This is a genomic window from Kineococcus sp. AC630, from assembly GCF_979255925.1.
The window spans coordinates 31,870-58,840 of the sequence record NZ_CEEDMJ010000025.1; the positions used below are offsets into that span (position 1 = coordinate 31,870).

A 26,971-nucleotide genomic window follows, 5' to 3' on the forward strand; every position below is an offset into this window, starting at 1 on the left:
GTTCCCAGATTGCTCGGCGCGGGCCCTTCCGCGTGAGGGCGCGGGTGACCTAGCGTTTCCCCGTCACGACCCGATGAAGCGTCCCCGGAGGAAACACCCCCGTGCCCCACATGAACGTGGCCGTGCTCGGTTGCTGGCACGTCCACGCCAAGGACTACGCCCGCTCCGCAGCGGCCCACCCCGACACCACGCTGATCGCCGCGTGGGACCACGACCCCGAACTCGGCCAGGCCCTCGCCACCGACTTCGGGATCGAGTACACCGGCGACCTCGACGCCCTGCTCGCCCGTGACGACGTCCACGCGGTGACGGTCACCACCGAGACCACCCGGCACACCGAGGTGATCGGCAAGGCGCTCGCCGCCGGCAAGCACGTGTTCACCGAGAAGCTGCTCGCCCCCACGGTGCAGGAGTGCGAACAGCTGGTCGCGCAGGCCGCCGAGGCCGGTCTCGCCCTCGTCGTCTCGCTGCCCCGGCTCTCGCAGGGCTACACCCTCGCCGTGCGTGACGTCGTCGCCTCCGGCGAGCTCGGGGAGGTGACCTACGCCCGGGTGCGACTCTCGCACGACGGCGCGGTGCACGGCGGGAACCCCGGCTGGTTGCCGGACCGGTTCTTCGACCCGGTCCCCAGCGTCGGCGGCGCGCTCACCGACCTCGGGTGCCACCCGGTCTACCTCACCCAGCTCCTCCTCGGCGAGGACCCGGAGATCGTCCGCGCCGTGTACGGCAACGTCACCGGCCGCCAGGTCGAGGACCACGCCGTGGTGACCCTCGGCTACGACACCGGAGCCCTCGGCGTCATCGAGGCCGGTTTCGTGAGCAACGACGCGTTCACCATCGACGTGCACGGCACCGAGGGCAGCGTCCACTACACCGACGACGGCGGCGGCCGACTGTGGCGCCGCCGCCCCGACGGTGCCACCGAGGAACTGACCGTTCCCGCCGACGCCCCGGAACCGTTCTCGCAGTGGGTCTCCCATGCGAGCGACGCGACGGTGGCGCAGGAGAACCTGCACCGTGCCGTGGAACTCACCCGGCTCGTCGTGCGGTCCAACGAAGCAGCATCCGCACCCCAGGGAGAAGCACTGTGAGCGACGTCGTCAAGGTCGGCCTGATCGGTGGCGGCGGCATCACCCGCGCCCACGTCAAGGGCTACCGCGCGCACGCCGACAAGATCGTCGTGACCGCGGTCGCCGACGTCGTCGAGGAGGCCGCCACCACCCGCGCCGCGGAACTGTCCGCGCAGCCCTACACCGACTACCGCGAGATGCTCGCGAGCGCCGACATCGACGCCGTCGACATCTGCCTCCCGCACCACCTGCACGCGGACGCGATCGTCGCCGCGGCCGAGGCCGGCAAGCACGTCCTGTGCGAGAAGCCGCTGTGCCTCACCGTCGAGGAGGCGAAGCGGGTCGCCGAGGCGATCCAGGCCAACCAGGTCACGTTGATGTGCGCGCACAACCAGCTGTTCTTCCCCTCCGTCGCGAAGGCGAGGGAACTCCTGGACGCAGGGACGCTCGGCACGGTCTACGAGGTCCGTACGACCGACAGCTTCCACAACGACTTCGACCCCTCCAACATGGGGTGGCGCGCCTCGGCCAAGACCAGCGGGGGCGGCGAGCTCATCGACACCGGCTACCACCCGACGTACCTGCTGCTGCACCTGGCCAACGCCCAGCCGGTCGAGGCCACCGCGTTCCTCTCGACGCACCGGCTGAAGTTCATGGAGGGCGAGGACTCCGCCCAGGTGCTGGTCCGCTTCGAGAACGGCGTCGTCGGCCAGATGGTCACCAGCTGGGCCTACGACCCGGCCCCCGGCACCGAGAAGTTCTCCGTCGTCGGTGAGCTCGGCTCCCTCACCGGCACCTCGAACTCCGTCACCTACCGGCTGCGCTCGGGCGAGGAGGAGACCTTCGAGTTTCCCGAGATCGACGCGTTCGTCACCGAGATCGGCGACTTCGCCGACTGCCTGCGCGAGGGCCGGCGCCCCATCCACACCGAGGTCGAGGGCATCGCCGTGCTCGGCGTCCTGCTCGCGGCCTACGAGGGCGCCCGCACCGGCACCATCGCCAAGGTCATGACCATCTGACCCCTCCGACCCGCGATCTCGCTGGGACTCCCGGCAAGATCGCGGGTCGTCGGTGGGTGCGCGTCGCCGACGGGGGGCGACGACCTGCCCTCCCGGTCTGGGAGACTGGCGCGCGTGACCGACACGACCGACCGCACCAGCCGGGCGACCACCCTGGCCGACCTCCCGCTGCGCGAGGACCTCCGCGACGAGCACCCCTACGGTGCGCCGCAGCTGGACGTGCCGGTCGTGCTCAACGTCAACGAGAACCCCTACCCGGTCGCGCCGGAGATCGTCGCCGACATCGCGGCGGCCGTCGCGCAGGCCGCTGTGGGGCTGAACCGCTACCCGGACCGCGAGTTCCTCGACCTGCGCGCCGACCTCGCCGCGTTCCTGCGGACGGAGTCGGGCGCGGAGCTGGAACCCGAGCAGGTCTGGGCCGCGAACGGTTCCAACGAGGTGATGCTGCACGTCCTGCAGGCCTTCGGCGGTCCGGGCCGGCGCGCGCTGAGCTTCGCGCCGACGTACTCGATGTACCCCGAGTACGCGCGCGACACCCAGACCACCTGGGTCGTGGGGCAGCGCACGGACGCCTTCACCGTCGACGTCGAGCACGCGCGGGCGATGGTCCGGGAACACCGCCCCTCCGTCGTGCTGCTCGCCAGCCCCAACAACCCGACGGGCACGGCGTTGCCGCTGTCGACGATCGAGGCCGTGCTCGAGGAGTGCTCCCGGTTGTCCCAGGGCGCTGTCGTCGTCGTGGACGAGGCCTACGGCGAGTTCCGCCGCGCCGGCACCCCGAGCGCGCTGGACCTGTTGCCCCGCCACGGGAACCTCGCCGTGAGCCGGACGATGAGCAAGGCGTTCTCCCTGGCGGGGGCTCGCGTCGGGTACCTCGCGTCCTCGGTCGCGTTCGTCGACGCGCTCCGGATCGTCCGGTTGCCCTACCACCTCTCGGCGATCACCCAGGCGACCGCCCGGGCGGCGCTCAAGCACTCGCAGCGGTTGCTGTCGACGGTGGACGAGCTCCGGCAGCGCCGGGACGAGACCGTGCAGTGGTTGCGCGAGCGCGGTTTCGACGTCGCCGACTCGGACGCGAACTTCGTCCTGTTCGGTCGCTTCGAGGACCGGCACGCGGTCTGGCAGGGTCTGCTGGAGCACGGGGTCCTCATCCGCGAGACCGGTCCCGCCGGCTGGCTGCGGGTCAGCATCGGTACGGCCGACGAGATGCAGCAGTTCCGAACCGCCCTCCAGGAAGTGGTGTCCCAGTGAGCCGCACGGCCCGCATCGAACGCAGCACCAGCGAGTCCAGCGTTCTGGTCGAACTCGACCTCGACGGCAGCGGCAGGACGGAGATCGCCACCACGGTGCCGTTCTTCGACCACATGCTCACCGCCCTGGGCAAGCACTCGCTGATGGACCTCACCGTGGTGGCCAAGGGCGACACCCACATCGACGTCCACCACACCGTCGAGGACACCGCCATCGTGCTGGGGCAGGCGTTCCGGCAGGCGCTGGGGGACAAGGCCGGGATCCGCCGCTTCGCCGACGCCACGGTGCCCCTCGACGAGGCGCTCGCCCACGTGGTCGTCGACGTCTCCGGCCGCCCGTACTGCGTGCACACCGGGGAACCCGAGGGACAGGAGTACCACCTCATCGGCGGGCACTTCACGGGGTCCCTGACCCGGCACGTGCTGGAGAGCTTCGCGTTCCACGCCCAGATCTGCCTGCACGTCCGCGTCCTCGCCGGTCGCGACCCGCACCACGTCGTCGAGGCCCAGTTCAAGGCCCTGGCCCGCGCTCTGCGCTACGCCGTCGAACCCGATCCCCGGGTCCAGGGCGTCCCGTCGACGAAGGGCGCCCTGTGACGCAGAAGGTCGTCGTCCTCGACTACGGGTTCGGCAACGTCCGCTCCGCCGTCCGTGCGCTGGAACGGGTCGGTGCCGACGTCGAACTGACCTCCGACCGGAAGGCGGCGTTGGAGGCCGACGGCCTCCTCGTCCCCGGCGTCGGCGCGTTCGCGGCCGTGAACCAGGGGTTGCAGGCCATCGGTGGTGACTCCATCGTCGACCGCCGCCTCGCCGGTGGCCGCCCGGTGCTGGGGATCTGCGTCGGTCTGCAGGTCATGTTCGAGACCTCCACCGAACCCGGTGAAGGAGTCCCCGACGGCCTGGGCCAGTGGCCCGGCACCGTCGAACGCCTCCCCGCCGACGTGGTGCCGCACATGGGCTGGAGCACCGTGGAACCCCCGGCGGGTTCCCGGCTCTTCGCGGGGGTCGAGGACGAGCGGTTCTACTTCGTGCACTCCTACGCCGTGCAGCGCTTCGAGATGCTCGACACCACGGCGGGCCGGGTTCCGCTGCCGCAGATCACCTGGGCCGAGCACGGCGCGCGGTTCGTCGCCGCGGTCGAGAACGGCGTCCTGGCTGCCACGCAGTTCCACCCGGAGAAGTCCGGGGACGCCGGCGCGCAGCTGCTGCGCAACTGGGTGGACTCCCTGACCTGAGGTCGTCCCCCGACCTACGCTGGCGGCATGCGCACCCGCACCGTCACCACCCCCGACGGGGTGGTCTGGACGGTGCAGGTGCGCTTCCTGCCGCGCTGGCGGTTCCTGTCCCGACGCATCGCCCGCCGGCGGTGGCGCCGCAGGTCTCCCGACCTGGACGTCAGCGGCCTGGGCGACCTCGTGCCGGACGGCGCTGGGCAGGGCGGTTCGGGGAACTCCGGTGGCCTGGACCTCGACGGGTTCGACGAGGGCGTGGCCATCGTGCTCGTCGTCGTGGGGCTCGTGCTGGCCGTCCTGCTGTGCTGGCTGCTGGTGATCCCGCTGCTGCTGCTCGTGGTGGATGTCGTCGTGGTCGTGGCGCTCCTGATCGCGGGGGTGCTGGCCCGGGTCGTCCTGCGTCGACCCTGGGAGATCGTCGCGGGGCACCCCGGCGGCGAGCGGGCCGTCGTCACCACCGTGCTCGGGTGGCGGGCCGCGCTGCGCCGGCGTGACGTCGTGGCGGGCCGGCTGGCCAAGGGGGCCCCGGTGGACGCGGCCACGGCCGTCCGCGCTCCCCGCACCCCGAGCGCCTCGTAGACTCGCCCCCCGTGACCAGCGAGAACACCCTCCCCTCCAGCGCCCGGCTGGAACTCCTGCCCGCCGTCGACGTCGCCGACGGTCAGGCCGTCCGCCTCGTGCAGGGGGAGGCGGGCAGCGAGACCTTCTACGGCGCACCGCTCGACGCCGCGCTCGCGTGGCAGCAGGCCGGCGCCGAGTGGGTCCACCTGGTCGACCTGGACGCCGCCTTCGGGCGCGGTTCGAACCGGGAACTCCTCGCCGAGGTCGTCGGCCGTCTCGACGTCGCCGTCGAACTCTCCGGGGGCATCCGCGACGACGCCTCCCTCGAGGCCGCGCTGGCCACCGGCTGCCGGCGGGTGAACCTCGGCACCGCGGCGCTGGAGAACCCCGACTGGACCCGCGGCGCCATCGCCCGCCACGGCGACCGGATCGCCGTCGGCCTCGACGTCCGGGGCACGACGCTCGCCGCCCGGGGCTGGACCCGCGAGGGCGGCGACCTCTGGGAGGTCCTGGCCCGCCTGGACGCCGACGGGTGCGCCCGCTACGTGCTCACCGACGTCACCAAGGACGGGACGTTGCGCGGCCCGAACGTCGAGCTCCTGCGCGAGTTCTGCGGCCGGACCCAGGCCCCCGTCGTGGCCTCCGGGGGCGTCTCGAGCCTCGAGGACCTGCGGGTGCTGCGCGACCTCGTCGGCCTCGGCGTCGAGGGGGCCATCGTCGGCAAGGCGCTCTACGCCGGGAACTTCACCCTGCCCGAGGCGCTCGACGTGGCGGGTCGACCCTGAGCACATCGCCCGACCCCGGCGCCACGGACTCCGCGGGAGTCCCGTGGGCGGGACGGACGTTGCTACCCAACGCCTTCGCCGCCGACGACGGCAGTCGTGCCCCGGACCTGGCTGCCGCGCTGGCGGCCTGGTCCGCGCTGGGCGAGGACCCGTCGGCCCGGGTGCGCGCCGAACGCGACGTGGTCGCCGCGCTGTCCGGCAGCCGGGTCTTCGCCCCCGTCGTCGCCCAGCTCGGGGAACTCGACGCCCACGGTGGGGACAAGAGCGCGGACATGGCGCTGGCGTTGCTGACCCAGCCCGACGGCCGCCGCGGGCTGCCGCTGTTCACCGACCTCACGGCCCTGACGACCTGGCGTGCCGACGCGCGTCCGGTGCCGGTGCCCGCCGAGCAGGCCGCGTTGTCGGGGGTCCAGGAGGAGTGTGACGTGCTCGTCCTCGACCCGGCGGGTCCGGTCCGCTTCGTGGTGCGCCGCAGCGCGTTCTGGGCGCTGGCCCGGGGGTCGGCGTGGGTTCCGGCGCCGTTGGACCCCGAGGTCGGGGCGGCGGTCGCCGACGCGGCGCAGGGTCTGGACGCGATCCGCGCGACCCGCTGCGAACCCGGTGCCGGCGCGGAGCTGCGGGTGGTCCTCGGGGTCCGGCCCGGGCTCGGCCGGGACGCTCTCGACGAGCTCCTGCACATCGTGGGGGAGCGGCTCGCGACCGGCGTCGTCGCCGACCGCGCGGAGTCCGTGGAGTTCCAGGTCCTGCCTGCGTGAGGCAGCCCGAAGCGGTGGTCCCGTCGCCCGCGACGGGACCACCGCGGGGGTTCAGGAGGCGACGGGCGTCCCGGGGCCGTCAGCGGGGGCGTCGGCCGCCTCCTGCGCCTGGGCGTCCGCGGCGACGGTGGCCTGGCGCGCCTTGATCGTGCTGTAGGCGCCGACACCGGCCGCCCCCAGGGCCAGGACGGTCGTCCACCCCTTGTTGAAGACGTGACCCGAGGCCCCGTCGACGCTGAACCGGCCGGGCCCGCCCACGGCCAGCGCGACGGAGGCCAGCCCGAGCACCGCCGGGTACTCGAAGCCGCCGGAGGTGGCGAAGAACCCGTTGGGCTTGTGCACGAAGACCGCTGCGGCCATCGCGGCCGCCGCGGCGGCGCCGCCGACGGGGGTGGCCAGGCCGAGCGCGAGCAGCGCTCCGCCACCGGCTTCGGACGCGCCGGCCAGGACGGCGTTGCGCTTGCCGGGGCGGAAGCCCATGGCGTGCATGGCGCCCGCGGTGCCTTCGATGCCGCCGCCGCCGAACGCGCCGAACAGCTTCTGGGCGCCGTGGGCGACCAGCGTGCCGCCGATTCCGAGTCGCAGGGCCAGCAGGCCGAGGTCGTTCGATGCCACGAGGGATCCTCCAGGTTCTTGCCGGTTCAAGGTCGTGGCCATTCGACCACCGCCGGGTCGGACGGGCGACGGCGGGTGCGGTGGAACCGTCGGGACCGGGTCGTGACCGGCTGGCACAGTGCAGGACGTGTCCTCCGCTCCACCCACCGGCTCATCCCGCGTCCCGGCGCTGCTCCGCGCGTTCTCGCCCTACGGCGAGGTCCTGCGGACCCGCGGTGTCCTCCCGCTCGAACTCGTCGGGTCCCTCGGTCGGGTCCCGGCGCTCGCGGCGGGGATCGTCTGCGTCCTGCACGTCGTGCAGACCCTGGGCCTCGGCTACGGCCCGGCCGGGCTGGTGGGGGCGACAGCGACCATCGGCACGGCCGTCAGCTCGCCGTGGCGGGGCTGGGTGGTGGACCGCTACGGCCTGCGGCGGGCCCTGCTGCCGACGGTCGTGGCCCAGGCCGCCTGCTGGTCGGTGGCGCCGTTCCTGCCCTACCAGGGGCTGCTGGTGGCCGCCTTCGTCTCGGGCGCGCTGGGACCGCCGGTGTTCACCGTGGTCCGCCAGTCCCTCGCCGTGCTCGTGGCGCCGGAGCGCCGCCGCACGGCCTTCTCCCTCGACGCGGTGCTGGTGGAGTTCTCCTTCATGGTCGGCCCCGCCGCCGGCACGGCCATCGCGCTGACCTCCTCCACGACGGCGGCGATGCTCTGCATCGGTGCGGCGCAGGTGGTCTCGGCGTCGGCGATGTTCGCGCTGAACCCGCCGCTGCGCAGCCCCGGGGGCGACGTCGAGGCAGAGGGCGCAGCCACGGCCGCGTCGGGGCGGGTCTGGACCTCCGCCCTGCTGCTCGCGATGGCCTGCGCCTTCGCCGCCGACCTGGTGCTCTCGGCCACCGACCTCGCCGTCGTCGCCCAGTTGCGGGAGGAGGGCGCGGTCCGCTGGACCGGACTGGTGCTGGCGGTCTGGGCCGCGGGCTCGGTGGTGGGTGGACTGGTCCACGGGGCGCTGCCGCGCTCGGTGCCTCCGTGGCTGCTGGTGGCCTGCCTCGGCGCGGCGACGGCCCCGCTCGTCCTCGTGCACGGGCCGGTCGGCCTGGCGGTCGGGACCTTCGTCGCCGGGTTGTTCTGCGCCCCGGTGATCAGCGCGACGGTCGACCTCGTCGTGCACGGGGTCCACGAGTCGGTCCGCGGTCGGGCGATGGGGTGGCACGCCGCGGCCACCACGGTCGGGGCGGCGGTCGGGGCCCCGTTCGCGGGCACCGTCAGCGACGCCGCCGGTCCGGGCACCCCGTTCCTCGTCGTCGGTGTCCTGGGGGTCTGCGCGGGGGCGGCGACCGCCGTGGTCGCCGCCCGCGTGCAGCTCAGACCACGCTTCCCGTGAGCCGCTCGCCGGGGCCCTTGCCGGGCTCGTCGGGGACCGCGGAGGCCTCCCGGAAGGCGAGCTGCAACGAGCGCAGCCCGTCGCGCAGGGACCGCGCGTGCTGGCCGCCGACGTCCGGGGCGGACGTGATGACGAGCCCGGCGAGGGCGGTGATGAGGATGCGGGCCTCGGCGAGGTCGAGGTGGTCCTCCGCGTCCTGCCCCTCGGCCAGTCCGCACTTCACGGCGGCGGCGCTCATGAGGTGCACGGCGGCGGTCGTGATGATCTCGGCGGCGGGGACGTCGGCGATGTCGCGGGCGGCCACCGCGCCGGTACCACCGAGATCGTCACCTGGAGTCGTGTCAGCTTGCATGCTGATACCCTGACAGGCGACCGACCGGCACACGTCACCGGTCCACGACCTGCGGGGCTTCGACGCTCCCAGGCTGCGGACCGGTCTCGCAGGGCCGGCACGTGAAGCGGAGGCCTCCTCCCACCCCCGGTGCTCACCGCGCCGAGGGTCCCGGTCCGCGCTCCTCCCCGGAGGGGCGCCGTGCTCCTCCCCGGAGGAGCGCAGCGACGCCCGTCGTCGTCGTGTCCTCGTGGGCACGCCGTGGACGTCCAGGTGTCGTCGGAACCGGCAAGGCCTCCGTCTCACGTCCGAGCACGGGGGCCTTCCTCGTGTCCGGCGGCCCCACGACGACGAAGGAGCAGCACATCAGCGAGCCCCGCATCAACGACCGCATCCGTGTTCCCGAGGTGCGGCTCGTGGGCCCCAACGGTGAACAGGTCGGCATCGTGCGCGTCGAGGACGCGCTGCGGCTGGCGGACGAAGCAGGCCTCGACCTGGTCGAGGTCGCTCCCACGGCGCGACCGCCGGTCTGCAAGCTCATGGACTTCGGCAAGTTCAAGTACGAGTCCGACATGAAGGCCCGCGAAGCCCGCAAGAACCAGTCGAACACGATCCTCAAGGAGATCCGTTTCCGGCTCAAGATCGACCCGCACGACTACGCCACCAAGAAGGGGCACGTCGAGCGGTTCCTCAAGGCCGGGGACAAGGTCAAGGTCATGATCATGTTCCGCGGACGTGAGCAGTCCCGCCCCGAGATGGGCTTCCGGCTGCTGCAGCGCCTCGCGGAGGACGTCGCCGAACTGGGCGGGGTCGAGAGCTCGCCGCGCCAGGACGGCCGCAACATGGTGATGGTCATCGGGCCGCACAAGAAGAAGGCCGAGGCCAAGGCGGAAGCCAAGGCGGAGGAGAAGCGCCGCAAGGACTCCGAGGACGCCGCGGTCGCCGAGGAGGCTCCCACGGAGCAGTCGCAGCCCGCCGCCGAGCCGGAGACCGCCACGCAGCCGGAGACGGTGGCCGAGGTCGCACCGGACGAGACGGCCGCGACCGCGTCCTGACGTCGAGGCCCGCGGGACCGTGAGGTTCCGCGGGCACCCGCCAGACACGCCGGGGGACACCCCGGCACGAACACAGGAGAAGACGTGCCCAAGAACAAGACCCACTCCGGCGCCAAGAAGCGTTTCCGCATCACCGGCACCGGGAAGGTCATGCGCGAGCAGGCCAACAAGCGCCACCTGCTCGAGGTCAAGTCGAGCAAGCGGACCCGTCGCCTCTCGGTCGACCAGGTCGTCTCGCCCGCGGACGTGAAGAAGATCAAGAAGCTCCTCGGCCGCTGAGCCTGCAGACCTGACGCGAGGCCGGTCCACCGACCGGCACCGCGACGACCCCGACCACCGCGGGCGCGCGACCTGAGCACACGACGTGACCAGGTCCCGCCGCCGCCCGCGACCCGACCAGCTAGGAGTACCCCGTGGCACGCGTGAAGCGCGCAGTCAACGCCCAGAAGAAGCGTCGTACCGTCCTCGAGCAGGCCAGCGGCTACCGCGGCCAGCGCTCGCGGCTGTACCGCAAGGCGAAGGAGCAGGTCACCCACTCCCTCGTCTACGCCTACCGCGACCGCAAGGCGCGCAAGGGCGACTTCCGTCGTCTCTGGATCCAGCGCATCAACGCTGCGGCGCGCGCCGACGGCATGACGTACAACCGCTTCATCCAGGGCCTCAAGGCCGCTGAGATCGAGGTCGACCGTCGCATGCTGGCCGAGCTCGCCGTCTCCGACCCGGCCGCCTTCAGCGCGCTGGTGACGACCGCCAAGGCTGCGCTCCCGGTCGCCCCCGTGGCCGCCGAGGGCACCGCGGCCTGAGCACGCCGAACGACTGAGCACCCTGAACGACACCGGACGCCCGGCCGTGGCGCACCTGGACCTCCCCCTCCTCTCGAACCCTCGAGCGGAGCGGGTGAAGGCCGTGCGCGCACTGACCGGGCGTTCGGCGCGTCAACGGCACGGCCGGTTCCTCGCCGAGGGTCCGCAGTCCGTCCGGGAGGCCGTCGCCGCAGGCGCCGCCCTCGAGCTCTACGCCAGCGACGACGCCGCCCGGCGCTACCCGGAGATCCTCGCCGGAGCCCCGTCGCGGACCTGGCTCGTGACCGACGAGGTCCTGGCCGCGATGACCGACACGGTCACCCCGCAGGGCCTCGTGGCCGTCTGCCCCACCACCGCCACCACCCTGGACGAGGTCCTCGCGACCCAGCCGCGGCTCGTCGCCGTCCTCGACCGGGTCCAGGACCCGGGCAACGCGGGCACCGTCCTGCGGGCCGCCGACGCGGCCGGCGCCGACGCCGTCGTCCTCACCCAGGGCAGCGTCGACCCGTTCAACCCCAAGTGCGTCCGCTCGACGGCCGGCAGCCTCTTCCACCTCCCCGTGGTCGTCGGCGTACCGCTCGCCGACGTCGTGACGGCTCTGCAGCGCAACGGGTCCACCGTGCTCGCCGCCGACGGCGGGGGCGAGGCGGACCTCGACGACCTGGCCGACGCCGCGGCCACGGGCAGCACCGGGGCGGTCGACCTGCGGCGCCGGACGGCGTGGGTCTTCGGCAACGAGGCGGCCGGCCTCGACGACGCCGGGCGGGCCCTCGCCGACGCCGTCGTCCGGGTGCCGTTGCACGGGCGCGCCGAGAGCCTCAACCTCGCGACGGCCGCCGTCGTCTGCCTCTACGCGAGCGCACGGGCCCAGCGGCGCGACGGCGCGAACCGCCCGGGCTGAGGCGGTCCGACGGCGCTGGGCTGGTGCCTGCTCCCGCATGCCCTAGTGTCGCACCGTGCCCGAGGCGAGGGGGAGCGCCGAGGCCGCGCAGTCGGCCCCGCTCCTCACCCTGCCCGTGGACCGTCCGCCGCTGACGCTGGACGACCTCCCCGACGCCATCGTGATCATCGACGGTGACGGCGCGACGGCCGACCTGAACACCGCCGCCGAACGGCTCCTCGGCCGTTCCCGGGCCGAGCTCGTCGGGACACCGCTGCGCCGGGCGCTGCCCCTGCAGGACACCTCGGGCCGTCGCTGGTGGGACGTCCTGCGCGGCGGTGACCTCCCTGGGGGCGTCACCGCCGGTGGGCACGGGGAACGCCTCCTGCTGCTGCCGGGCGGTACCGAGCTGCTGGTCACGGCCCGCTTCCACCGCGCCGAGGACGGTTCCCTCGACCGCGCGGTCCTCGCCCTGCGGACCCCGGACGAACGCCGGCGCGCGGAGACGGACACCACCAGCCTCATCGCGACCGTCGCGCACGAGCTCCGCTCGCCCCTCACCTCGGTGAAGCAGTTCACCGCCAGCCTGCTGCGTCGCTGGGACCGCTTCAGCGACGAGCAGAAGCGGCTGATGCTGCAGACGGTCCAGGCCGACGCCGAGCGCGTCAGCCGCCTGGTGGGGGACCTCCTCGACGTCGCCCGCGTCGACGCCGGCCGCCTCACGGTGCACCGCCGCCCGATGGACCTCGCGACGCTCGTGCGCGAGCACGTCGACCGGTTGCGGATGGCCGGCTACGACGACGAACGGTTCGTCCTGACCGTGGCCGCTGACCTGCCCGAACTGTGGGCCGACCCCGACCGGATGGCCCAGGTCGTGACGAACCTCGTCGACAACGCGGTCCGCCACGGCGCCGGCACGGTCGTGGTCGACGTCTCGGTCCTCACCGCGGCGCAGGCCGCCGCGGCCGGCGACGGTCTGGGTGAGGCCCTCGTGCTCGTCGTCGACGACGCGGGCGAGGGCATCCCGGTGGAGAACCGCCCCTACGTGTTCTCGAAGTTCTGGCACGGCGGTGGGCGCAGCGGCACCGGGTTGGGCCTCTACGTCACCCGGGGCCTCGTCGAGGCGCACGGCGGCGACATCGACGTCTCCTCCGCCCCCACCGGCGGTGCGCGCTTCACCGTCCGCCTCCCCGCGGGGGAGCCGCCCACGGTGTGACCGGTCGCGGGCGCATCTGGGAGGATCGGGGCGCGCGGGCCACCCCGCGAGGCAGCCCCGCCCGACGCACCGCACGACCCGAGTGAGGAACGCTCCACGATGGCGCAGCACGAGTCGCCCGACCAGCACCCCGACTCCCAGCCCGGCGAGCCGTCGCCGGTGTCCGAGGCGGCGGTGCAGACCGCGCTCCACGCCGCCCTGGCCGCCGTGGCCGCGGCCGCCGACCTCGACGAGCTGAAGGCCGCGAGGCTCGCCCACGCGGGCGACCGCAGTCCGCTGGCCCTGGCCAACCGCGAGATCGGTGTCCTGCCCGGCCCCGAGAAGGCCGCGGCCGGCAAGCGCGTCGGTCAGGCGCGCGGGCAGCTGAACAAGGCCCTCGCGGCGCGGGCGGAGGTGCTCGAGGCCGAGCACACCGAACGCGTCCTGCGCGAGGAGGTCGTCGACGTCACGCTGCCCTCGCCGCGTCCCGACGGTGGGGCCCGTCACCCGCTGCCCCTGCTGATGGACCGCGTCGCCGACGTCTTCACGGCCATGGGCTGGGAGGTCGCCGAAGGCCCCGAGATCGAGGCGGAGTGGTTCAACTTCGACGCCCTGAACTTCGACTCCGACCACCCCGCCCGCCAGATGCAGGACACCTTCTTCGTCGCCGACGAGCAGGGGGGCGCCGAGTCGGGACTCGTCCTGCGCACCCACACCTCACCGGTGCAGGCGCGCTCGCTGCTGACCCGCGGTGTCCCGCTCTACGTCGTCTGCCCGGGCAAGGTGTTCCGCACCGACGAGCTCGACGCGACCCACACCCCGGTGTTCCACCAGCTCGAGGGCATCGCCATCGACGAGGGCCTGACCATGGCCAACCTCAAGGGCACCCTCGACACCTTCGCCCGCGCGATGTTCGGTGACGCCGTGGAGACCCGCTGGCGGCCGGCGTTCTTCCCGTTCACCGAACCCAGCGCCGAACTGGACCTGCGCTTCTCCCTCGGCCGCGACGCCGAACGGGGCTGGATCGAGTGGGGCGGCTGCGGCATGGTCAACCCGAACGTGCTGCGGGCCGCGGGGATCGACCCCGACCGCTACCAGGGTTTCGCCTTCGGGATGGGCATCGAAAGGACGTTGATGTTCCGCAGCGGAGCGACGGACATGCGCGACATGGTGGAGGGTGACGTGCGGTTCAGCCGGGCGTTCGGTGTGGAGGACCTGTCCGTCTCGGGGGTGGCCTCCGTCCTCGGCGGGGGCACCGACCCGGGCACCGCGACGGGGGAGGAGAACCTCTGATGCGGATCCCGCTGAGCTGGCTCGCCGAGCACGTGGACCTCGAACCCGGGGCACGGGGCGTCGACGTCGCCGCCTCCCTGGTCAGGGTCGGGTTGGAGGAGGAGGGGCTGCACACCGCCGGCATCACCGGTCCCCTCGTCGTCGGCCGCGTCCTGGACCTCGTCGGGGAGCCGCAGAAGAACGGCAAGACGATCAACTGGTGCCACCTCGACGTGGGCCCGGAGCACAACGGGCCCGAGGGCAACCGCGGGATCGTCTGCGGTGCGCACAACTTCGTCGAGGGTGACCTCGTGGTCGCCGCGCTGCCGGGGGCCGTCCTGCCCGGCGACTTCGCCATCGCTGCGCGCAAGACCTACGGCCACGTCTCCGACGGGATGATCTGCTCCTCGAAGGAACTCGGCCTCGGGACCGACCACGACGGCATCATCGTGCTCACGGACCTCCTGCCCGGGGTCGAGATGACGCCCGGTCAGGACGCCCTCGCCCTGCTCGGCCTCGGCGAGGAGACCGTCGAGGTCAACGTCACGCCCGACCGCGGGTACTGCTTCAGCATCCGCGGCATCGCCCGGGAGTACGCCCACGGCACCCGCCGACCGGTCGGGAAGGTCCTGCGCGACCCCGTCGACCCCGATGTCGTGGCGGTCCCGGCCCCCACCGCCGACGGGTACCCCGTCCGCCTGGCCGACGACGCCCCGCTGCGGGGTGCGCAGGGCTGCGACCGGTTCGTGGCCCGCACCGTCCGGGGGGTCGATCCGAGCGCCCCGTCACCGCGGTTCGTGAGCGACCGGCTGCGCCAGGCCGGGATGCGCCCCATCTCCCTGGCCGTCGACGTCACGAACTACGTGATGCTCGCGACCGGTCAGCCCCTGCACGCCTACGACCTCGACGCCCTGCAGGGTCAGATCGTCGTCCGCCGGGCCCGCGCGGGCGAGAAGCTCACCACCCTCGACGACGTCGAGCGCACCCTCGACCCCGAGGACCTGCTCATCACCGACGAGGTGGTCGGGGACCCCTCGACGTCACGCGTGCTGAGCATCGCCGGCGTCATGGGCGGAGCCTCCACCGAGGTCTCCGGCAAGACCGTGAACGTGCTCCTCGAGGCGGCCCACTTCGCGGCGGTCAGCATCGCGCGCAGCGCCCGCCGCCACCGGGTGCCCTCCGAGGCCGCCAAGCGCAACGAGCGGGGGACCGACCCGACGATCTGCGCCCGGGCCGCCGAGCTCGCCGTCCGCCTCCTCGTCGAGCACGGCGGCGGCACGGCGGACGTCGCCGTCACCGACGTCGGCGCACCCGCTGCGCCGCGACCGATCACGATGGACGCCGGCTTCCCCGAGCGCATCGTCGGGGTCCACTACACCCCCGACGAGGTCGTGGGTCACCTCACCGAGATCGGCTGCGACGTCACCGTCGACGGCTCCACGCTGACGGTGCTGCCGCCGCCGTGGCGTCCCGACCTCGTCGGCCGGGTCCACCTCGTCGAGGAGGTCGCCCGCCTCGGCGGCTACGACGCCATCCCCTCCGTCCTGCCCGCGGCTCCCGCCGGAACGGGGCTGACGTCGACCCAACGGGCCCGGCGGTCCCTGGCCCGGGCGCTCGCGGACGACGGCTTCGTCGAGGTGCTGACGTACCCGTTCGTCGCGGCGGGCGTCCACGACGCCCAGCACCTCCCGGCCGACGACCCGCGCCGCCTCGCGCTCCGGCTGGCGAACCCGCTCTCCGAGCAGCAGCCGCTGATGCGGACGAGCCTCCTCGACTCGCTGCCGGAGACCGTGCGCCGCAACGTGTCCCGTGGGCTGCGCGACCTGGCGCTGTTCGAGGTCGGCTCGGTCACCCACCCGCTACCCGGCGCCGGTCGGGCCGAGGTCCTCGGGGTCGAGCGACGTCCCACCGACGAGGAACTGGCCCGCGTCCAGCGGGCCGTCCCGCCGCAACCGCTCCACGTGGCCGGGATCCTCACCGGGTCGCGTCGTCGGCCCGGCGCGGTGGGCGACGGCTTCGCCCGCACCGCGGAACCGGCCGGGTGGGCCGACGCGGTCGACGCGGCACGCACCGTCGCGGCCTCCATCGGGGTCGTCGTGAGCGTCGAGGCGGCCGAGCACGCCCCCTGGCACCCGGGTCGTTGCGCGCGGATCGTCACGGCGCAGGGTCACACCGTCGGCCACGCGGGGGAGTTGCACCCGAAGGTCGTCGCCGCGCTGGAACTGCCGGCCCGGGTGGCCGCGTTCGAACTGGACCTCGACGTGCTGCTCGACCAGGTCGGCGCGAGCCTGCAGGTCGAGTCCCTGTCCGGCTACCCGGCCGCCACGCAGGACGTCGCCCTCGTCGTGGACTCCGCGGTACCCGCCGGGGCCGTGCAGGCGGCGTTGCGCGCCGGTGCGGGTCCGCTGCTCGAGGACGTCCACCTCTTCGACGTCTACACGGGTGCCCAGGTCGGTGAGGGTCGCAAGTCCCTCGCCTTCGCCCTGCGGTTCCGCGCCCCGGACCGGACGCTGACCGCCGAGGAGGCCAGCGCCGCGCGGGACACCGCCGTCGCGGAGGCCGCCGCCCGCACGGGGGCGACGCAGCGTGTCTGACGTCCAGCCCGTCCGGGCCCTCGTGACCGGTGCCACCCAGGGCATCGGCCGCGAGATCGCCCTGGGCTTGGCCGGGGCCGGGTTCGTCGTGGGGGTGACCGGGCGCACCGCCCGGTTGCTCGACGAACTGGTCGAGGAGATCACCGCGGCCGGGGGCTGGGCCGTCGCGACGGCCTTCGACGTGAGCGATGCCGCGGCGGTCGCGCACGGCGTCCGCGCCCTCGAGCACGAACTCGGCGGGTTCGACCTGCTCGTGCAGTCCCACGGCCGCATCGAGCAGGACGAGGTCCCGCCCTGGGAGGCCGACCTCGCCCAGGTCCGCGCGGTCCTGGAGACCAACGTCCTCGGCGCCTTCCACGTCGTGCGGGCCGTCGTCCCGGGGATGGTCGCGCGGCGCAGCGGTCGCGTCGTGGACCTGAACTCGGGCTCGGCCTCCAAGGACGGCGGGACCCACGCCGCCTACGGGGCCAGCAAGGCCGCCCTGTTCCGGCTCGGCGGAGCGCTCGCCGCGGCGGGTGCGGTGCACGGGCTGCGGGCGTTCGAGCTCTCGCCCGGGGTGGTGCGCACCGCGATGTCAACGGGCATGGCCCAGCACGCCGAACGGACGGAGTGGACCGACCCCGCCGACGTCGTCGCCATGGTCCTGGCGATCGCCCGGGGCGAGCTCGACGCGTGGACAGGACGCTTCCTCCGCGTCGGTGTCGACACCCCGGGGTCGTTGTTGGCGGCCCAGGCGACCCGGACCCCGAACGCACGTCGGCTGACCGTCGCGCCCTACGGCCCGGACGATCCCCTCGCCTGAGCCTGTCCGGCAATGCATGCCTACCCGAGGCGGTGTATGGTCATGCACATGGAACCGGGGAAACGACTGTCGGTCGCCGTCGCAGGGGCCAGCGGCTACGCCGGTGGCGAGGTCCTGCGCGTGCTGCTGAACCACCCGAACGTCGAGATCGGCGCGCTCACCGGCGCCTCGAACGCCGGGACGCGACTGGGGGAGCTGCAGCCGCACCTGCTGCCCCTCGCCGACCGCGTCCTGCAGCCGACGACCCCCGAGGTCCTCGCCGGCCACGACGTCGTCTTCCTCGGCCTGCCCCACGGCACCTCCGCCGCCGTCGCCGCCGACCTCGGTGACGACGTGGTCGTGGTGGACCTGGGGGCCGACCACCGCCTCCTCGACGCCACGCAGTGGGAGCGCTTCTACGGTGGGACCCACGCCGGCAGCTGGCCCTACGGCCTCCCGGAGCTCCCCCTCGCGGGCGGTGGTCGGCAGCGGGAGAACCTGGTCGGGGTCACGCGCATCGCGGTGCCCGGTTGCTACCCGACCGCGGTCACCCTGGCCCTCGCCCCGGGTTTCGCCGCCGGTCTGCTCGACCCCGCCGACGTCGTCGTCGTCGCGGCGTCGGGGACCTCGGGGGCGGGCAAGAGCCTCAAACCCCACCTGCTCGGCTCCGAGGTCATGGGGTCCATGAGTCCCTACGGCGTCGGCGGCGGTCACCGCCACACCCCCGAGATCGAGCAGAACCTCGGCCTCGCCGGCGGTGGCGCGGTGCAGGTCTCCTTCACCCCGACGCTGGCGCCGATGTCGCGGGGCATCCTGGCCACCTGCACCGCACGCCTGGCCCCCGGCGTCGCCGCGGCCGACGTCCGTGCCGCGTGGGAGGCGGCCTACGCCGCAGAATTCTTCGTGCACCTGCTCCCCGAGGGGCGGTGGCCGTCCACGGCCATGGTCCTGGGGGGCAACGCGTGCGCCCTGCAACTCGCCGTCGACGAGCACGCGGGTCGTGTGCTCGTCGTCGCGGCCATCGACAACCTCGTCAAGGGAACCGCCGGAGGAGCCGTGCAATCGGTGAACATCGCCCTGGGCCTGCCCGAGCACGCCGGGCTCACCACCGTGGGAGTCGCCCCGTGAGCGTCACCGCCGCAGCAGGTTTCCGGGCGGCCGGGGTCACCGCCGGTTTGAAGACCTCGGGCCGTCCCGACCTCGCCCTCGTCGTCAACGACGGCCCGCTCGACGCGGGTGCCGCCGTCTACACCTCCAACCGGTGCAAGGCTCACCCGGTGCTCTGGAGCGAACGCGCCAGCGCCGACGGCCACCTCAAGGCGGTGGTCCTCAACTCCGGCGGTGCGAACTGCTTCACCGGCCCGGACGGTTTCCAGACCACGCACGCCACCGCGGAACTCGTGGGTGAACTCGTCGGGTCCGGCGCCGGCGACGTCGTCGTCTGCTCGACCGGTCTGATCGGCGTGGCACTGCCGCGGGAGAAGGTCCTCGACGGTGTCCGCACCGCGTTCGCGGACCTCTCCACCGAGGGCGGGACGGCGGCCGCGACGGCCATCATGACGACGGACACGGTGTCCAAGCAGGCCATCGAGACCGGCGTCGGACCGCAGGGCGGCTCCTTCGTCGTCGGCGGCATGGCCAAGGGGGCGGGCATGCTCGCCCCCGGGTTGGCGACCATGCTCGTGGTCCTGACCACCGACGCCGCCGTGGAACCCGCCGACCTGGACCGGGCGCTGCGGGCGGCGACCCGCACGACGTTCGACCGCGTCGACTCCGACGGGTGCATGTCCACCAACGACACCGTCGTGCTGCTCGCCAGCGGCGCCGGCGGCGTCACCCCCGAACCCGCGGAGTTCGACGAGGTCGTCCGCCGGGTCTGCGCGGACCTGGCCCGCATGCTCGTCGGCGACGCCGAGGGCGCCGACCACGACATCGCCATCGAGGTCGTCGGCGCGGCCACCGAGGCCGAGGCCGTCGAGGTCGCCCGTTCCGTCGCCCGGAACAACCTGTTCAAGGCCGCGGTGTTCGGCAAGGACCCGAACTGGGGCCGCGTCATGGCGGCCGTCGGGACGACGTCGGCGCAGTTCGACCCCCAGGCCCTGGACGTGAGCCTCAACGGGGTCGCGGTCTGCGTCGGGGGGACCCCGCACGCCGACCCGGCGACGGTCGACCTCGAACCCCGCGAGGTCCGGGTCGTCATCGACCTGCACGCGGGTTCCGAGACGGCGACGGTGTGGACGAACGACCTCACCTACGCCTACGTCCACGAGAACAGCGCGTACAGCTCGTGAGCGAGCCCGTCGACCTCGACGACCTCACCGCCTCCGACAAGGCGAGCGTCCTCGTCGAAGCCCTGCCGTGGCTGCAGAAGTGGCACGGCGCCCTCGTCGTCCTGAAGTACGGCGGCAACGCCATGGTGGACGACGACCTCAAACGCGCCTTCGCCGAGGACGTGGTGTTCCTGCGCACGGCCGGCTTGCGTCCCGTCGTCGTGCACGGCGGTGGCCCGCAGATCTCGACCATGCTCGACCGGTTGCAGATCCACAGCGAGTTCCGCGGCGGCCTGCGGGTCACCACGCCCGAGGCGATGGACGTCGTCCGGATGGTCCTCACGGGTCAGGTCGGGCGGGAACTCGTCGGTCTGCTGAACTCCCACGGTCCGCTGGCCGTCGGGTTGTCCGGGGAGGACGCGGGGCTGCTGCGCGCGAAGCGGCGGCACGCGATCGTCGACGGTGAACCCGTCGACGTCGGCCTCGTCGGCGACGTCGTCGGGGTCGACCCGCGCGCGGTCGTCGACCTGCTCGACGCCGGTCGCATCCCGGTCATCTCGACGATCGCCCCCGAGGTCGACGACGAGGGGAACCTGCTGCACGGACAGGTCCTCAACGTGAACGCCGACACCGCCGCCTCCGCCATCGCCGTCGCGCTGGGCGCGCAGAAGTTCGTCGTCATGACCGACGTGGCCGGGCTGTACCGGGACTGGCCCGACCGGAACTCGCTCGTCCGCGAGATCGCGGCGGCGGAACTCGCAGAACTGCTGCCGTCCCTGGAGTCGGGGATGGTCCCCAAGATGGAGGCCTGTCTGCGCGCGGTGCGCGGCGGGGTCCCCCGCGCCACGGTCATCGACGGCCGGACGGCGCACTCGGTCCTGCTGGAGGTCTTCACGACCTCCGGCAACGGCACGATGGTCGTGCCGTGAACCCCCAGGGAGTTGACGTGGATCTCGCGACGGCGGCGGAAGCCCTGCCGGTCACCGAAGGCACCGGCGACGCGTGGCTGCAGCGCTACTCGACGTCGGTCATGCAGACGTTCGGCACCCCGCAGCGCGTCCTCGTCCGCGGCGAGGGCTGCCACGTCTGGGACGCCGACGGGAACAAGTACCTCGACCTCCTCGGGGGCATCGCGACGAACGTCCTCGGACACGCGCACCCGCTGCTGGTCGCGGCGGTCACGGCGCAGCTGACCACGCTGGGGCACGTCTCGAACTTCTTCGCCAGCGCACCGCAGGTGGTCCTGGCCGAACGCCTCCTGGAGGTCTCACGGGCCCCGCAGGGTTCCGCGGTGTTCTTCGCGAACTCGGGGACCGAGGCCAACGAGGCCGCCTTCAAGATGGCCCGCCGCACCGGCCGCACGAAGATCGTCTCGACCCTGGGTGCGTTCCACGGCCGCACCATGGGCGCGTTGGCCCTCACCGCCAAGGAGTCCTACCGGGCGCCCTTCGAACCGCTGCCCGGCGGCGTCGAGTTCGTCCCCTACGGCGACGTCGGCGCGCTCGGTCGCGCCGTCGACGGCGCCACGGCCGCGGTGTTCCTCGAACCCCTGCAAGGCGAGAACGGTGTCGTCCCCGCGCCGGACGGGTACCTGGCGGCTGCGCGGCGCATCACCGCCGAGCACGGGGCCCTCCTCGTCCTCGACGAGGTGCAGACGGGCATCGCCCGCACCGGTCGCTGGTTCGCGCACCAGAACCCCCGCCACGAGGGCGTCGTCCCCGACGTCATGACGCTGGCCAAGGGACTCGGCGGTGGGATCCCGATCGGGGCCGTCGTCGCGTTCGGCCCGGCGAACGCCGCACTCCTCGGCGCCGGCCAGCACGGTTCGACGTTCGGCGGGAACCCGGTCGCCTCGGCCGCCGGTCTCGCCGTCCTGCACGCCGTCGAACGCGACGGGCTGCTCGAGAACGCCGACGCCGTCGGTCGCCACCTGCGGGAGGCCGTCACCGCCCTCGGTCATCCCCTGGTCGAGGGAGTGCGCGGTGAGGGCCTGCTGCTGGGCATCGCCCTGACGCAACCCCTCGGTGCCCACGTCGTGGAGGCCGCGCTGGCCCGCGGGTTCATCGTGAACTCCGCCCGACCGGACACGATCCGCCTCGCACCCCCGCTCGTCCTCACCACGGCGCAGGCCGACACGTTCGTGGCCGCCCTGCCCGAGATCCTCGACACCGCAGTCCAGAACGGAGCCTCCTCGTGAGCGTGCGGCACTTCCTCGCCGACGACGACCTCAGTCCCGCCGAACAGGCCGAGGTCCTGGCCCTCGCCGCCCGGCTGAAGGCCGACCGGTTCGCGGAGAAGCCCCTCGCGGGCCCGCAGACCGTCGCGTTGCTCTTCGACAAGCCCTCGACCCGGACGCGCGTCTCCTTCAGCGTCGGCGTCGCCGACCTCGGCGGCGTCCCGCTCGTCGTCGACGCCGCGGGGTCGCAGCTCGGTCGCGGTGAACCGGTCGCGGACACGGCCAGGGTCCTGGAACGCCAGGTCGCCGCGATCGTGTGGCGGACGTTCTCGCAGGCGGACCTCGAGGAGATGGCCGCGCACTCCGGGGTACCGGTCGTGAACTCCCTCACCGACGACTACCACCCCTGCCAGATCCTGGCCGACCTACAAACGGTGATCGAGCACAAGGGCGCCCTCGCGGGGCTGACCCTGGCCTACGTGGGGGACGGGGCCAACAACATGGCTCACTCCTACGCCCTGGGTGGGGCCACCGCCGGGATGCACGTCCGGATCGGTACGCCCGGCTCGGACCTGCCGAACCCCGAGATCATCGCCCGGGCCCAGGCCGTCGCCGCGACCACGGGCGGCTCCGTCACCGTGACGACCTCGGCCGAGGAGGCCGTCGCCGCCGCCGACGTCGTCGCCACCGACACCTGGATCTCGATGGGTCAGGAGGGGCAGGAGTTCGAACGGTTCCGGCCCTTCTCCCTGACCTCGGACCTGCTGAGCGGGGCGCAGGACGACGCGATCGTGCTGCACTGCCTGCCCGCCTACCGCGGGAAGGAGATCGACGCCGCGGTCATCGACGGTCCGCAGTCGGTCGTCTGGGACGAGGCCGAGAACCGCCTCCACGCCCAGAAGGCACTGCTCGTCTGGCTGCTCGCGAACTCCCGATGACCTCTCCCACCGGCGCCGGCGCGGGGACGAAGGCCTTTCGGCACGACCGGATCGCCTCCCTGCTCGGTCGGCTGCCCGTGCGCTCCCAGACCGAGCTGGCGACCCACCTCGCCGAGGAGGGGGTGGCCGTCACCCAGGCCACCCTGTCCCGCGACCTCGTCGAACTCGGTGCGGTCAAGGTGCGCGACGGTGACCGCGGACTCGTCTACGCCCTGCCCGCCGAGGGCGGTGACCGGACCCCCCGCAGCGGCATCGGCCAGGAGGTCCTGGACGCCCGGCTCGCCCGCTGGTGCGAGGAACTCCTGGTGAGCGCGGAGGCCTCCGCGAACCTCGTCGTCCTACGGACCCCGCCGGGGGCCGCGCAGTTCCTGGCGAGTGCGATCGACCACTCGGTGATGCCGACCGTGCTGGGCACGATCGCCGGGGACGACACGGTGCTGGTCATCTCCCGTGACCCGCTCGGGGGCGACGCCGTCGCCGCCCGCTTCCTGGCGCTGGCCCGCCGGGACAGTTCCACCCCCGAAGACCCCGAGAGCGAAGTGGACGTGTGATGTCGGACGAGAACCAGCAGGGCGAGAAGGGTCTGTGGGGCGCTCGCTTCGCCAGCGGTCCCGCCGCGGCGATGGCGGCGCTGTCGAAGTCCACCCACTTCGACTTCCGCCTGGCCCGCTACGACCTCGCGGGGTCGCGGGCCCACGCCCGCGTCCTGCACACGGCAGGCCTCCTCGACGACGACGTCCTCACGGCGTTGCTCGCGGGGCTCGACGCGTTGGAGGCCGACGTCGTCTCCGGCGCGTTCGTCCCCGCCGAGGAGGACGAGGACGTGCACTCCGCCCTGGAACGCGCCCTCGTGGAACGGGTCGGTGGCGACGTCGGTGGCCGACTGCGTGCGGGACGGTCCCGCAACGACCAGATCGCCACGTTGCTGCGCATGTTCCTGCGCGACCACGCGAAGCTCATCGCGGGTCTGGTGCTCGACGTGGTCGAGGCGTTGCTCACCCAGGCCGCGGCGCACCCGGGGGCCGCGATGCCGGGTCGCACGCACCTGCAGCACGCGCAGCCGGTCCTGCTGGGGCACCACCTCATGGCCCACGCGTGGCCGTTGTTGCGCGACGTCGAGCGCTTGCGCGACTGGGACGCCCGCGCCGCGGTCTCGCCCTACGGTTCCGGCGCCCTCGCGGGTTCCTCCCTCGGGCTGGACCCGGTGGCCGTGGCCCGAGAGCTCGGCTTCACCCGCAGCGTGGAGAACTCCATCGACGGCACCGCCTCGCGCGACGTCGCGGCCGAGTTCGCCTTCGTCGCCGCCATGATCGGCGTGGACCTCTCGCGGATCTCCGAGGAGGTCATCGCGTGGGCGACCAAGGAGTTCTCCTTCGTCACCCTCGACGACGCGTGGTCGACGGGGTCGAGCATCATGCCGCAGAAGAAGAACCCCGACGTCGCCGAGCTCGCCCGCGGCAAGGCGGGGCGGCTCATCGGTGACCTGACGGGTCTGATGGCAACCCTCAAGGGGCTGCCGCTGGCCTACAACCGGGACCTGCAGGAGGACAAGGAACCCGTCTTCGACGCGGTCGACACCCTCGAGGTCCTGCTGCCCGCCGTCGCCGGGATGATCGCCACCCTGCACTTCCACACCGAGCGGATGGCGTCGCTGGCGCCGCAGGGATTCGCGCTCGCGACGGACATCGCCGAGTGGCTGGTCCGCCAGGGGGTGCCCTTCCGCGACGCGCACCAGATCTCGGGGGCGTGCGTGCGCCGCTGCGAGGAGCTGTCCGCGGAACTCGGTCGCAGCGTCGAGCTCTGGGACCTCTCGGTGGAGGACCTCGCGGCGATCTCCGCCCACCTGACCCCCGAGGTCAAGGACGTCCTCTCGACGGAGGGGTCCTTGTCCTCCCGGGACGGGATCGGTGGCACGGCGCCGATCCGCGTCGCGGAGCAGCTCGAGGCCGCGCAGGACGCACTCGCGGGACACCTGGCGTGGGCGCGTCCCTGAGGCTCCCGCGGGAGTTCTACGACCGTGCCGTCACCGAGGTCGCGCGCGACCTGCTGGGCTGCGTCGTGCGCCATTCGACGCCCGCCGGCGTCGTCGGTGTCCGGTTGTCGGAGGTCGAGGCCTACGCGGGGGAGTCCGACCCCGGATCGCACGCCTTCCGCGGTCGCACCCCCCGCACGGAGGTCATGTTCGGGCCGCCCGGGCACGCCTACGTCTACTTCTCCTACGGCATGCACTGGTGCATGAACCTGGTCTGCGCGGGGGAGGGCACGGCGTCCGCGGTGCTGCTGCGGGGCGGCGAGGTCGTAGCGGGTCTGGAGCTGGCCCGCTCGCGCCGGGTGAGCGCCAAGCGCGACGTCGACCTGGCCCGCGGACCGGCCCGGCTCACCCAGGCGCTCGGTGTGGACCGCGCCCAGAACGGCCTCGACGTCTGCGGTGCGGGGGAGCTGGAGGTCCTCCGCGGCGCTGCGGTCGACGACGCCGACGTCGTGTGGGGACCCCGCGTCGGGGTGGCCGGTGCGGGGGCCCCGACCCCCTGGCGCGTTTCTCTCTCGAACGACCGCACCGTCTCCGACTACCGTGTCGGCGGGCGACGGTCGCCCGGGCCCCGGAAGTCGGGGCGCAGGACCTGAGGAGCCGACGAGTCGTGAGCGACGTCTGGGACGAACTGCAGTGGCGGGGCCTGGTGGCGCAGTCCACCGACGAGGCCGCGCTGCAGGAAGCGCTGCGGACGGGACCGCTCACCTACTACGTGGGCTTCGACCCGACGGCGGCGAGCCTGCACGTCGGCCACCTCGTGCAGGTGCTGACGGCGAGGCGTCTGCAGCAGGCGGGGCACCACCCGCTGATCCTGGTGGGCGGGGCCACCGGTCTGGTGGGGGACCCGCGTCCTTCGGCCGAGCGCACGATGAACGACCCGTCGGTGGTCGCCGGGTGGGTGACGGGCCTCCAGGGCCAGATCGCGCCCTTCCTCGACTTCGACGGCCCCGCGGCCGCGACGATGGTGAACAACCTCGACTGGACCGGACCCATGTCGGCCATCGAGTTCCTCCGCGACGTGGGGAAGCACTTCAGCGTCAACCGCATGCTCGACCGGGAGGCGGTGAGCAAGCGGCTCGCGACGACGGGGATCAGCTTCACCGAGTTCAGCTACGTCCTGCTGCAGAGCAACGACTTCCTCCAGCTGCACCGTCGCCACGGCTGCGCGCTGCAGCTCGGTGGTTCGGACCAGTGGGGCAACATCACCGCCGGCTGCGAGCTGGTGCGTCGGGTGGACCAGCAGACGGTGCACGCCCTGGCGACTCCGCTGCTCACCAAGGCGGACGGGACGAAGTTCGGCAAGACGGAGTCCGGCGCGGTCTGGCTCGACCCCGACCTGACGTCGCCGTACGCCTTCTACCAGTTCTGGCTCAACGCCGAGGACGCCAAGGTCGTGGACTACCTGAAGGCGTTCAGCTTCCGCTCCCGCGAGGAGATCGAGGAGCTGGGTCGACAGGTCGTCGAGAACCCCCGGGCCCGGGCGGCGCAGCGTGCCCTGGCCCACGAGGTCACGGCGCTCGTGCACGGTGAGGCGGCCGCCGTCGCCGTCGAGGACGCTTCCGCCGCGTTGTTCGGCGGCTCCGAGCTCGACGGGATCGAGGAGCGCATCCTGCGGGGTGCCCTCGAGGAGCTGCCGACAGCGACGCCGGCCGACCGTGACGTGCGCCTGGCGCAGCTCTTCGCCGACACCGGCCTGGCTCCGAGCCTCGGGGGTGCCCGTCGCACCATCGGGGAGGGTGGCGCCTACGTGAACAACACCAAGCTGACCGACCCCGAGGCGACGCTTGCGGACGTGGAGCTCCTGCACGGCCGCTACGCGGTGCTGCGGCGGGGGAAGAAGACCCTCGCTGCGGTGGCACTTCCGTTGCCGCAGTAAGTGAGTGGCTGTCGGGGTGACGTGGATTTGCCCTTCGCCCCGGCAGCCGCGTACTGTTCCTCATGTCGCCCCGACGGGGCGGAAAACCGGAGCTTCGCAGCTTGGGTGGTCCGCGTCTGGT

At 73.2% G+C, this 26,971-nt stretch carries 28 protein-coding genes; 26 read left to right on the top strand and 2 right to left on the bottom strand.

Going from position 1 to position 26,971, the window contains the following annotated elements:
• Window positions 1-110: 110 nt before the first annotated feature.
• From AC0I8G_RS21760 to AC0I8G_RS21795, 8 genes are all read left to right on the top strand, one after another.
• Window positions 111-1,091, top strand: a complete 981-nt coding sequence (locus tag AC0I8G_RS21760) for a Gfo/Idh/MocA family protein (RefSeq protein ID WP_471731819.1) — start codon at window positions 111-113, stop codon at window positions 1,089-1,091.
• The gene (locus tag AC0I8G_RS21765; protein ID WP_471731796.1) at window positions 1,088-2,089 is read left to right on the top strand and encodes a Gfo/Idh/MocA family protein; all 1,002 of its coding nucleotides are present in this window, start codon (window positions 1,088-1,090) and stop codon (window positions 2,087-2,089) included. The genes AC0I8G_RS21760 and AC0I8G_RS21765 overlap by 4 nt, the downstream gene beginning before the upstream one ends.
• 114 nt (window positions 2,090-2,203) lie before the next feature.
• A complete protein-coding gene (locus AC0I8G_RS21770; RefSeq protein WP_471731797.1) occupies window positions 2,204-3,340 on the top strand; it encodes a histidinol-phosphate transaminase in 1,137 nt (378 codons plus the stop codon).
• Window positions 3,337-3,936, top strand: coding sequence for an imidazoleglycerol-phosphate dehydratase HisB (gene hisB, locus AC0I8G_RS21775; RefSeq protein ID WP_328295717.1), 600 nt, complete (start codon window positions 3,337-3,339; stop codon window positions 3,934-3,936). Before AC0I8G_RS21770 ends, hisB begins: the two co-directional genes overlap by 4 nt.
• Window positions 3,933-4,574 carry an imidazole glycerol phosphate synthase subunit HisH gene (gene hisH, locus AC0I8G_RS21780; RefSeq protein WP_471731798.1) on the top strand — a complete coding sequence of 214 codons (642 nt, stop codon included), beginning with the start codon at window positions 3,933-3,935 and terminating at the stop codon, window positions 4,572-4,574. The genes hisB and hisH overlap by 4 nt, the downstream gene beginning before the upstream one ends.
• A 27-nt stretch (window positions 4,575-4,601) precedes the next feature.
• Window positions 4,602-5,150 (top strand): hypothetical protein, encoded by a 549-nt coding sequence (locus AC0I8G_RS21785; protein ID WP_471731799.1) that lies wholly within the window; start codon window positions 4,602-4,604, stop codon window positions 5,148-5,150.
• Window positions 5,151-5,161: 11 nt separating this feature from the next.
• A complete protein-coding gene (gene priA / locus AC0I8G_RS21790; RefSeq protein WP_471731800.1) occupies window positions 5,162-5,917 on the top strand; it encodes a bifunctional 1-(5-phosphoribosyl)-5-((5-phosphoribosylamino)methylideneamino)imidazole-4-carboxamide isomerase/phosphoribosylanthranilate isomerase PriA in 756 nt (251 codons plus the stop codon).
• Between the two features lie 59 nt (window positions 5,918-5,976).
• Window positions 5,977-6,672: an SseB family protein gene (locus AC0I8G_RS21795; protein WP_471731801.1), complete on the top strand. Its 696-nt coding sequence runs from the start codon at window positions 5,977-5,979 to the stop codon at window positions 6,670-6,672.
• Window positions 6,673-6,723: 51 nt separating this feature from the next.
• On the opposite strand, the gene AC0I8G_RS21800 is transcribed toward AC0I8G_RS21795, so the two are convergent.
• Window positions 6,724-7,287 (bottom strand): DoxX family protein, encoded by a 564-nt coding sequence (locus tag AC0I8G_RS21800; protein ID WP_471731802.1) that lies wholly within the window; start codon window positions 7,285-7,287, stop codon window positions 6,724-6,726.
• 127 nt (window positions 7,288-7,414) lie between these two features.
• On the opposite strand from AC0I8G_RS21800, the gene AC0I8G_RS21805 reads away from it, so the two are divergent.
• On the top strand, window positions 7,415-8,647 hold the full coding sequence (locus AC0I8G_RS21805; protein ID WP_471731803.1) for an MFS transporter: 1,233 nt from the start codon (window positions 7,415-7,417) through the stop codon (window positions 8,645-8,647).
• Here the strand turns inward: AC0I8G_RS21805 and AC0I8G_RS21810 are convergent.
• Complete coding sequence (locus AC0I8G_RS21810) at window positions 8,628-8,999, bottom strand: DUF1844 domain-containing protein (RefSeq protein WP_380260016.1); 372 nt, start codon at window positions 8,997-8,999, stop codon at window positions 8,628-8,630. The genes AC0I8G_RS21805 and AC0I8G_RS21810 overlap by 20 nt on opposite strands.
• Before the next feature lie 308 nt (window positions 9,000-9,307).
• Between AC0I8G_RS21810 and infC the strand changes: the two genes are divergently transcribed.
• From infC to tyrS, 17 genes are all read left to right on the top strand, one after another.
• Window positions 9,308-10,033: a translation initiation factor IF-3 gene (infC, locus tag AC0I8G_RS21815; RefSeq protein ID WP_380260015.1), complete on the top strand. Its 726-nt coding sequence runs from the start codon at window positions 9,308-9,310 to the stop codon at window positions 10,031-10,033.
• A gap of 84 nt (window positions 10,034-10,117) precedes the next feature.
• Window positions 10,118-10,312, top strand: a complete 195-nt coding sequence (gene rpmI, locus AC0I8G_RS21820) for a 50S ribosomal protein L35 (protein ID WP_328295725.1) — start codon at window positions 10,118-10,120, stop codon at window positions 10,310-10,312.
• 134 nt (window positions 10,313-10,446) lie between these two features.
• Window positions 10,447-10,836: a 50S ribosomal protein L20 gene (rplT, locus tag AC0I8G_RS21825; protein ID WP_328295726.1), complete on the top strand. Its 390-nt coding sequence runs from the start codon at window positions 10,447-10,449 to the stop codon at window positions 10,834-10,836.
• A 55-nt stretch (window positions 10,837-10,891) separates the two neighbouring features.
• Window positions 10,892-11,737 carry a TrmH family RNA methyltransferase gene (locus AC0I8G_RS21830; protein ID WP_471731820.1) on the top strand — a complete coding sequence of 282 codons (846 nt, stop codon included), beginning with the start codon at window positions 10,892-10,894 and terminating at the stop codon, window positions 11,735-11,737.
• 55 nt (window positions 11,738-11,792) lie between these two features.
• A complete protein-coding gene (locus AC0I8G_RS21835; protein ID WP_380260014.1) occupies window positions 11,793-12,932 on the top strand; it encodes an ATP-binding protein in 1,140 nt (379 codons plus the stop codon).
• A gap of 99 nt (window positions 12,933-13,031) precedes the next feature.
• A complete protein-coding gene (gene pheS / locus AC0I8G_RS21840; RefSeq protein ID WP_471731804.1) occupies window positions 13,032-14,204 on the top strand; it encodes a phenylalanine--tRNA ligase subunit alpha in 1,173 nt (390 codons plus the stop codon).
• Window positions 14,204-16,777: a phenylalanine--tRNA ligase subunit beta gene (pheT, locus tag AC0I8G_RS21845; RefSeq protein ID WP_471731805.1), complete on the top strand. Its 2,574-nt coding sequence runs from the start codon at window positions 14,204-14,206 to the stop codon at window positions 16,775-16,777. The genes pheS and pheT overlap by 1 nt, the downstream gene beginning before the upstream one ends.
• Window positions 16,770-17,579, top strand: a complete 810-nt coding sequence (locus tag AC0I8G_RS21850; protein WP_471731806.1) for an SDR family NAD(P)-dependent oxidoreductase — start codon at window positions 16,770-16,772, stop codon at window positions 17,577-17,579. The genes pheT and AC0I8G_RS21850 overlap by 8 nt, the downstream gene beginning before the upstream one ends.
• Before the next feature lie 48 nt (window positions 17,580-17,627).
• Window positions 17,628-18,686 (top strand): N-acetyl-gamma-glutamyl-phosphate reductase, encoded by a 1,059-nt coding sequence (argC, locus tag AC0I8G_RS21855; protein WP_471731807.1) that lies wholly within the window; start codon window positions 17,628-17,630, stop codon window positions 18,684-18,686.
• Window positions 18,683-19,849, top strand: a complete 1,167-nt coding sequence (gene argJ / locus AC0I8G_RS21860) for a bifunctional glutamate N-acetyltransferase/amino-acid acetyltransferase ArgJ (RefSeq protein WP_471731808.1) — start codon at window positions 18,683-18,685, stop codon at window positions 19,847-19,849. The genes argC and argJ overlap by 4 nt, the downstream gene beginning before the upstream one ends.
• Window positions 19,846-20,757 (top strand): acetylglutamate kinase, encoded by a 912-nt coding sequence (argB, locus tag AC0I8G_RS21865; RefSeq protein ID WP_471731809.1) that lies wholly within the window; start codon window positions 19,846-19,848, stop codon window positions 20,755-20,757. The genes argJ and argB overlap by 4 nt, the downstream gene beginning before the upstream one ends.
• A gap of 17 nt (window positions 20,758-20,774) precedes the next feature.
• Window positions 20,775-22,025, top strand: a complete 1,251-nt coding sequence (locus tag AC0I8G_RS21870) for an acetylornithine transaminase (RefSeq protein WP_471731810.1) — start codon at window positions 20,775-20,777, stop codon at window positions 22,023-22,025.
• Entirely contained in the window at window positions 22,022-22,942 is a 921-nt protein-coding gene (gene argF, locus AC0I8G_RS21875; RefSeq protein ID WP_471731811.1) for an ornithine carbamoyltransferase, read from the top strand. Before AC0I8G_RS21870 ends, argF begins: the two co-directional genes overlap by 4 nt.
• On the top strand, window positions 22,939-23,493 hold the full coding sequence (locus AC0I8G_RS21880; protein ID WP_471731812.1) for an arginine repressor: 555 nt from the start codon (window positions 22,939-22,941) through the stop codon (window positions 23,491-23,493). The genes argF and AC0I8G_RS21880 overlap by 4 nt, the downstream gene beginning before the upstream one ends.
• The gene (argH, locus tag AC0I8G_RS21885) at window positions 23,493-24,935 is read left to right on the top strand and encodes an argininosuccinate lyase (RefSeq protein WP_471731813.1); all 1,443 of its coding nucleotides are present in this window, start codon (window positions 23,493-23,495) and stop codon (window positions 24,933-24,935) included. Before AC0I8G_RS21880 ends, argH begins: the two co-directional genes overlap by 1 nt.
• Window positions 24,920-25,567 (top strand): DNA-3-methyladenine glycosylase, encoded by a 648-nt coding sequence (locus AC0I8G_RS21890; RefSeq protein ID WP_471731814.1) that lies wholly within the window; start codon window positions 24,920-24,922, stop codon window positions 25,565-25,567. Before argH ends, AC0I8G_RS21890 begins: the two co-directional genes overlap by 16 nt.
• 14 nt (window positions 25,568-25,581) lie before the next feature.
• A complete protein-coding gene (tyrS, locus tag AC0I8G_RS21895; RefSeq protein ID WP_471731815.1) occupies window positions 25,582-26,850 on the top strand; it encodes a tyrosine--tRNA ligase in 1,269 nt (422 codons plus the stop codon).
• The last annotated feature ends 121 nt before the right edge of the window (window positions 26,851-26,971 follow it).

Bases quoted from the DNA above. Each gene is read 5' to 3' on its own strand.
- argC (WP_471731807.1), top strand. From the start codon at position 17,628: ATGGAACCGGGGAAACGACTGTCGGTCGCCGTCGCAGGGGCCAGCGGC.
- pheS (WP_471731804.1), top strand. From the start codon at position 13,032: ATGGCGCAGCACGAGTCGCCCGACCAGCACCCCGACTCCCAGCCCGGC.
- AC0I8G_RS21880 (WP_471731812.1), top strand. From the start codon at position 22,939: ATGACCTCTCCCACCGGCGCCGGCGCGGGGACGAAGGCCTTTCGGCAC.
- AC0I8G_RS21810 (WP_380260016.1), bottom strand. From the start codon at position 8,999: ATGCAAGCTGACACGACTCCAGGTGACGATCTCGGTGGTACCGGCGCG.
- AC0I8G_RS21785 (WP_471731799.1), top strand. From the start codon at position 4,602: ATGCGCACCCGCACCGTCACCACCCCCGACGGGGTGGTCTGGACGGTG.
- argH (WP_471731813.1), top strand. From the start codon at position 23,493: ATGTCGGACGAGAACCAGCAGGGCGAGAAGGGTCTGTGGGGCGCTCGC.
- AC0I8G_RS21760 (WP_471731819.1), top strand. From the start codon at position 111: ATGAACGTGGCCGTGCTCGGTTGCTGGCACGTCCACGCCAAGGACTAC.
- pheT (WP_471731805.1), top strand. From the start codon at position 14,204: ATGCGGATCCCGCTGAGCTGGCTCGCCGAGCACGTGGACCTCGAACCC.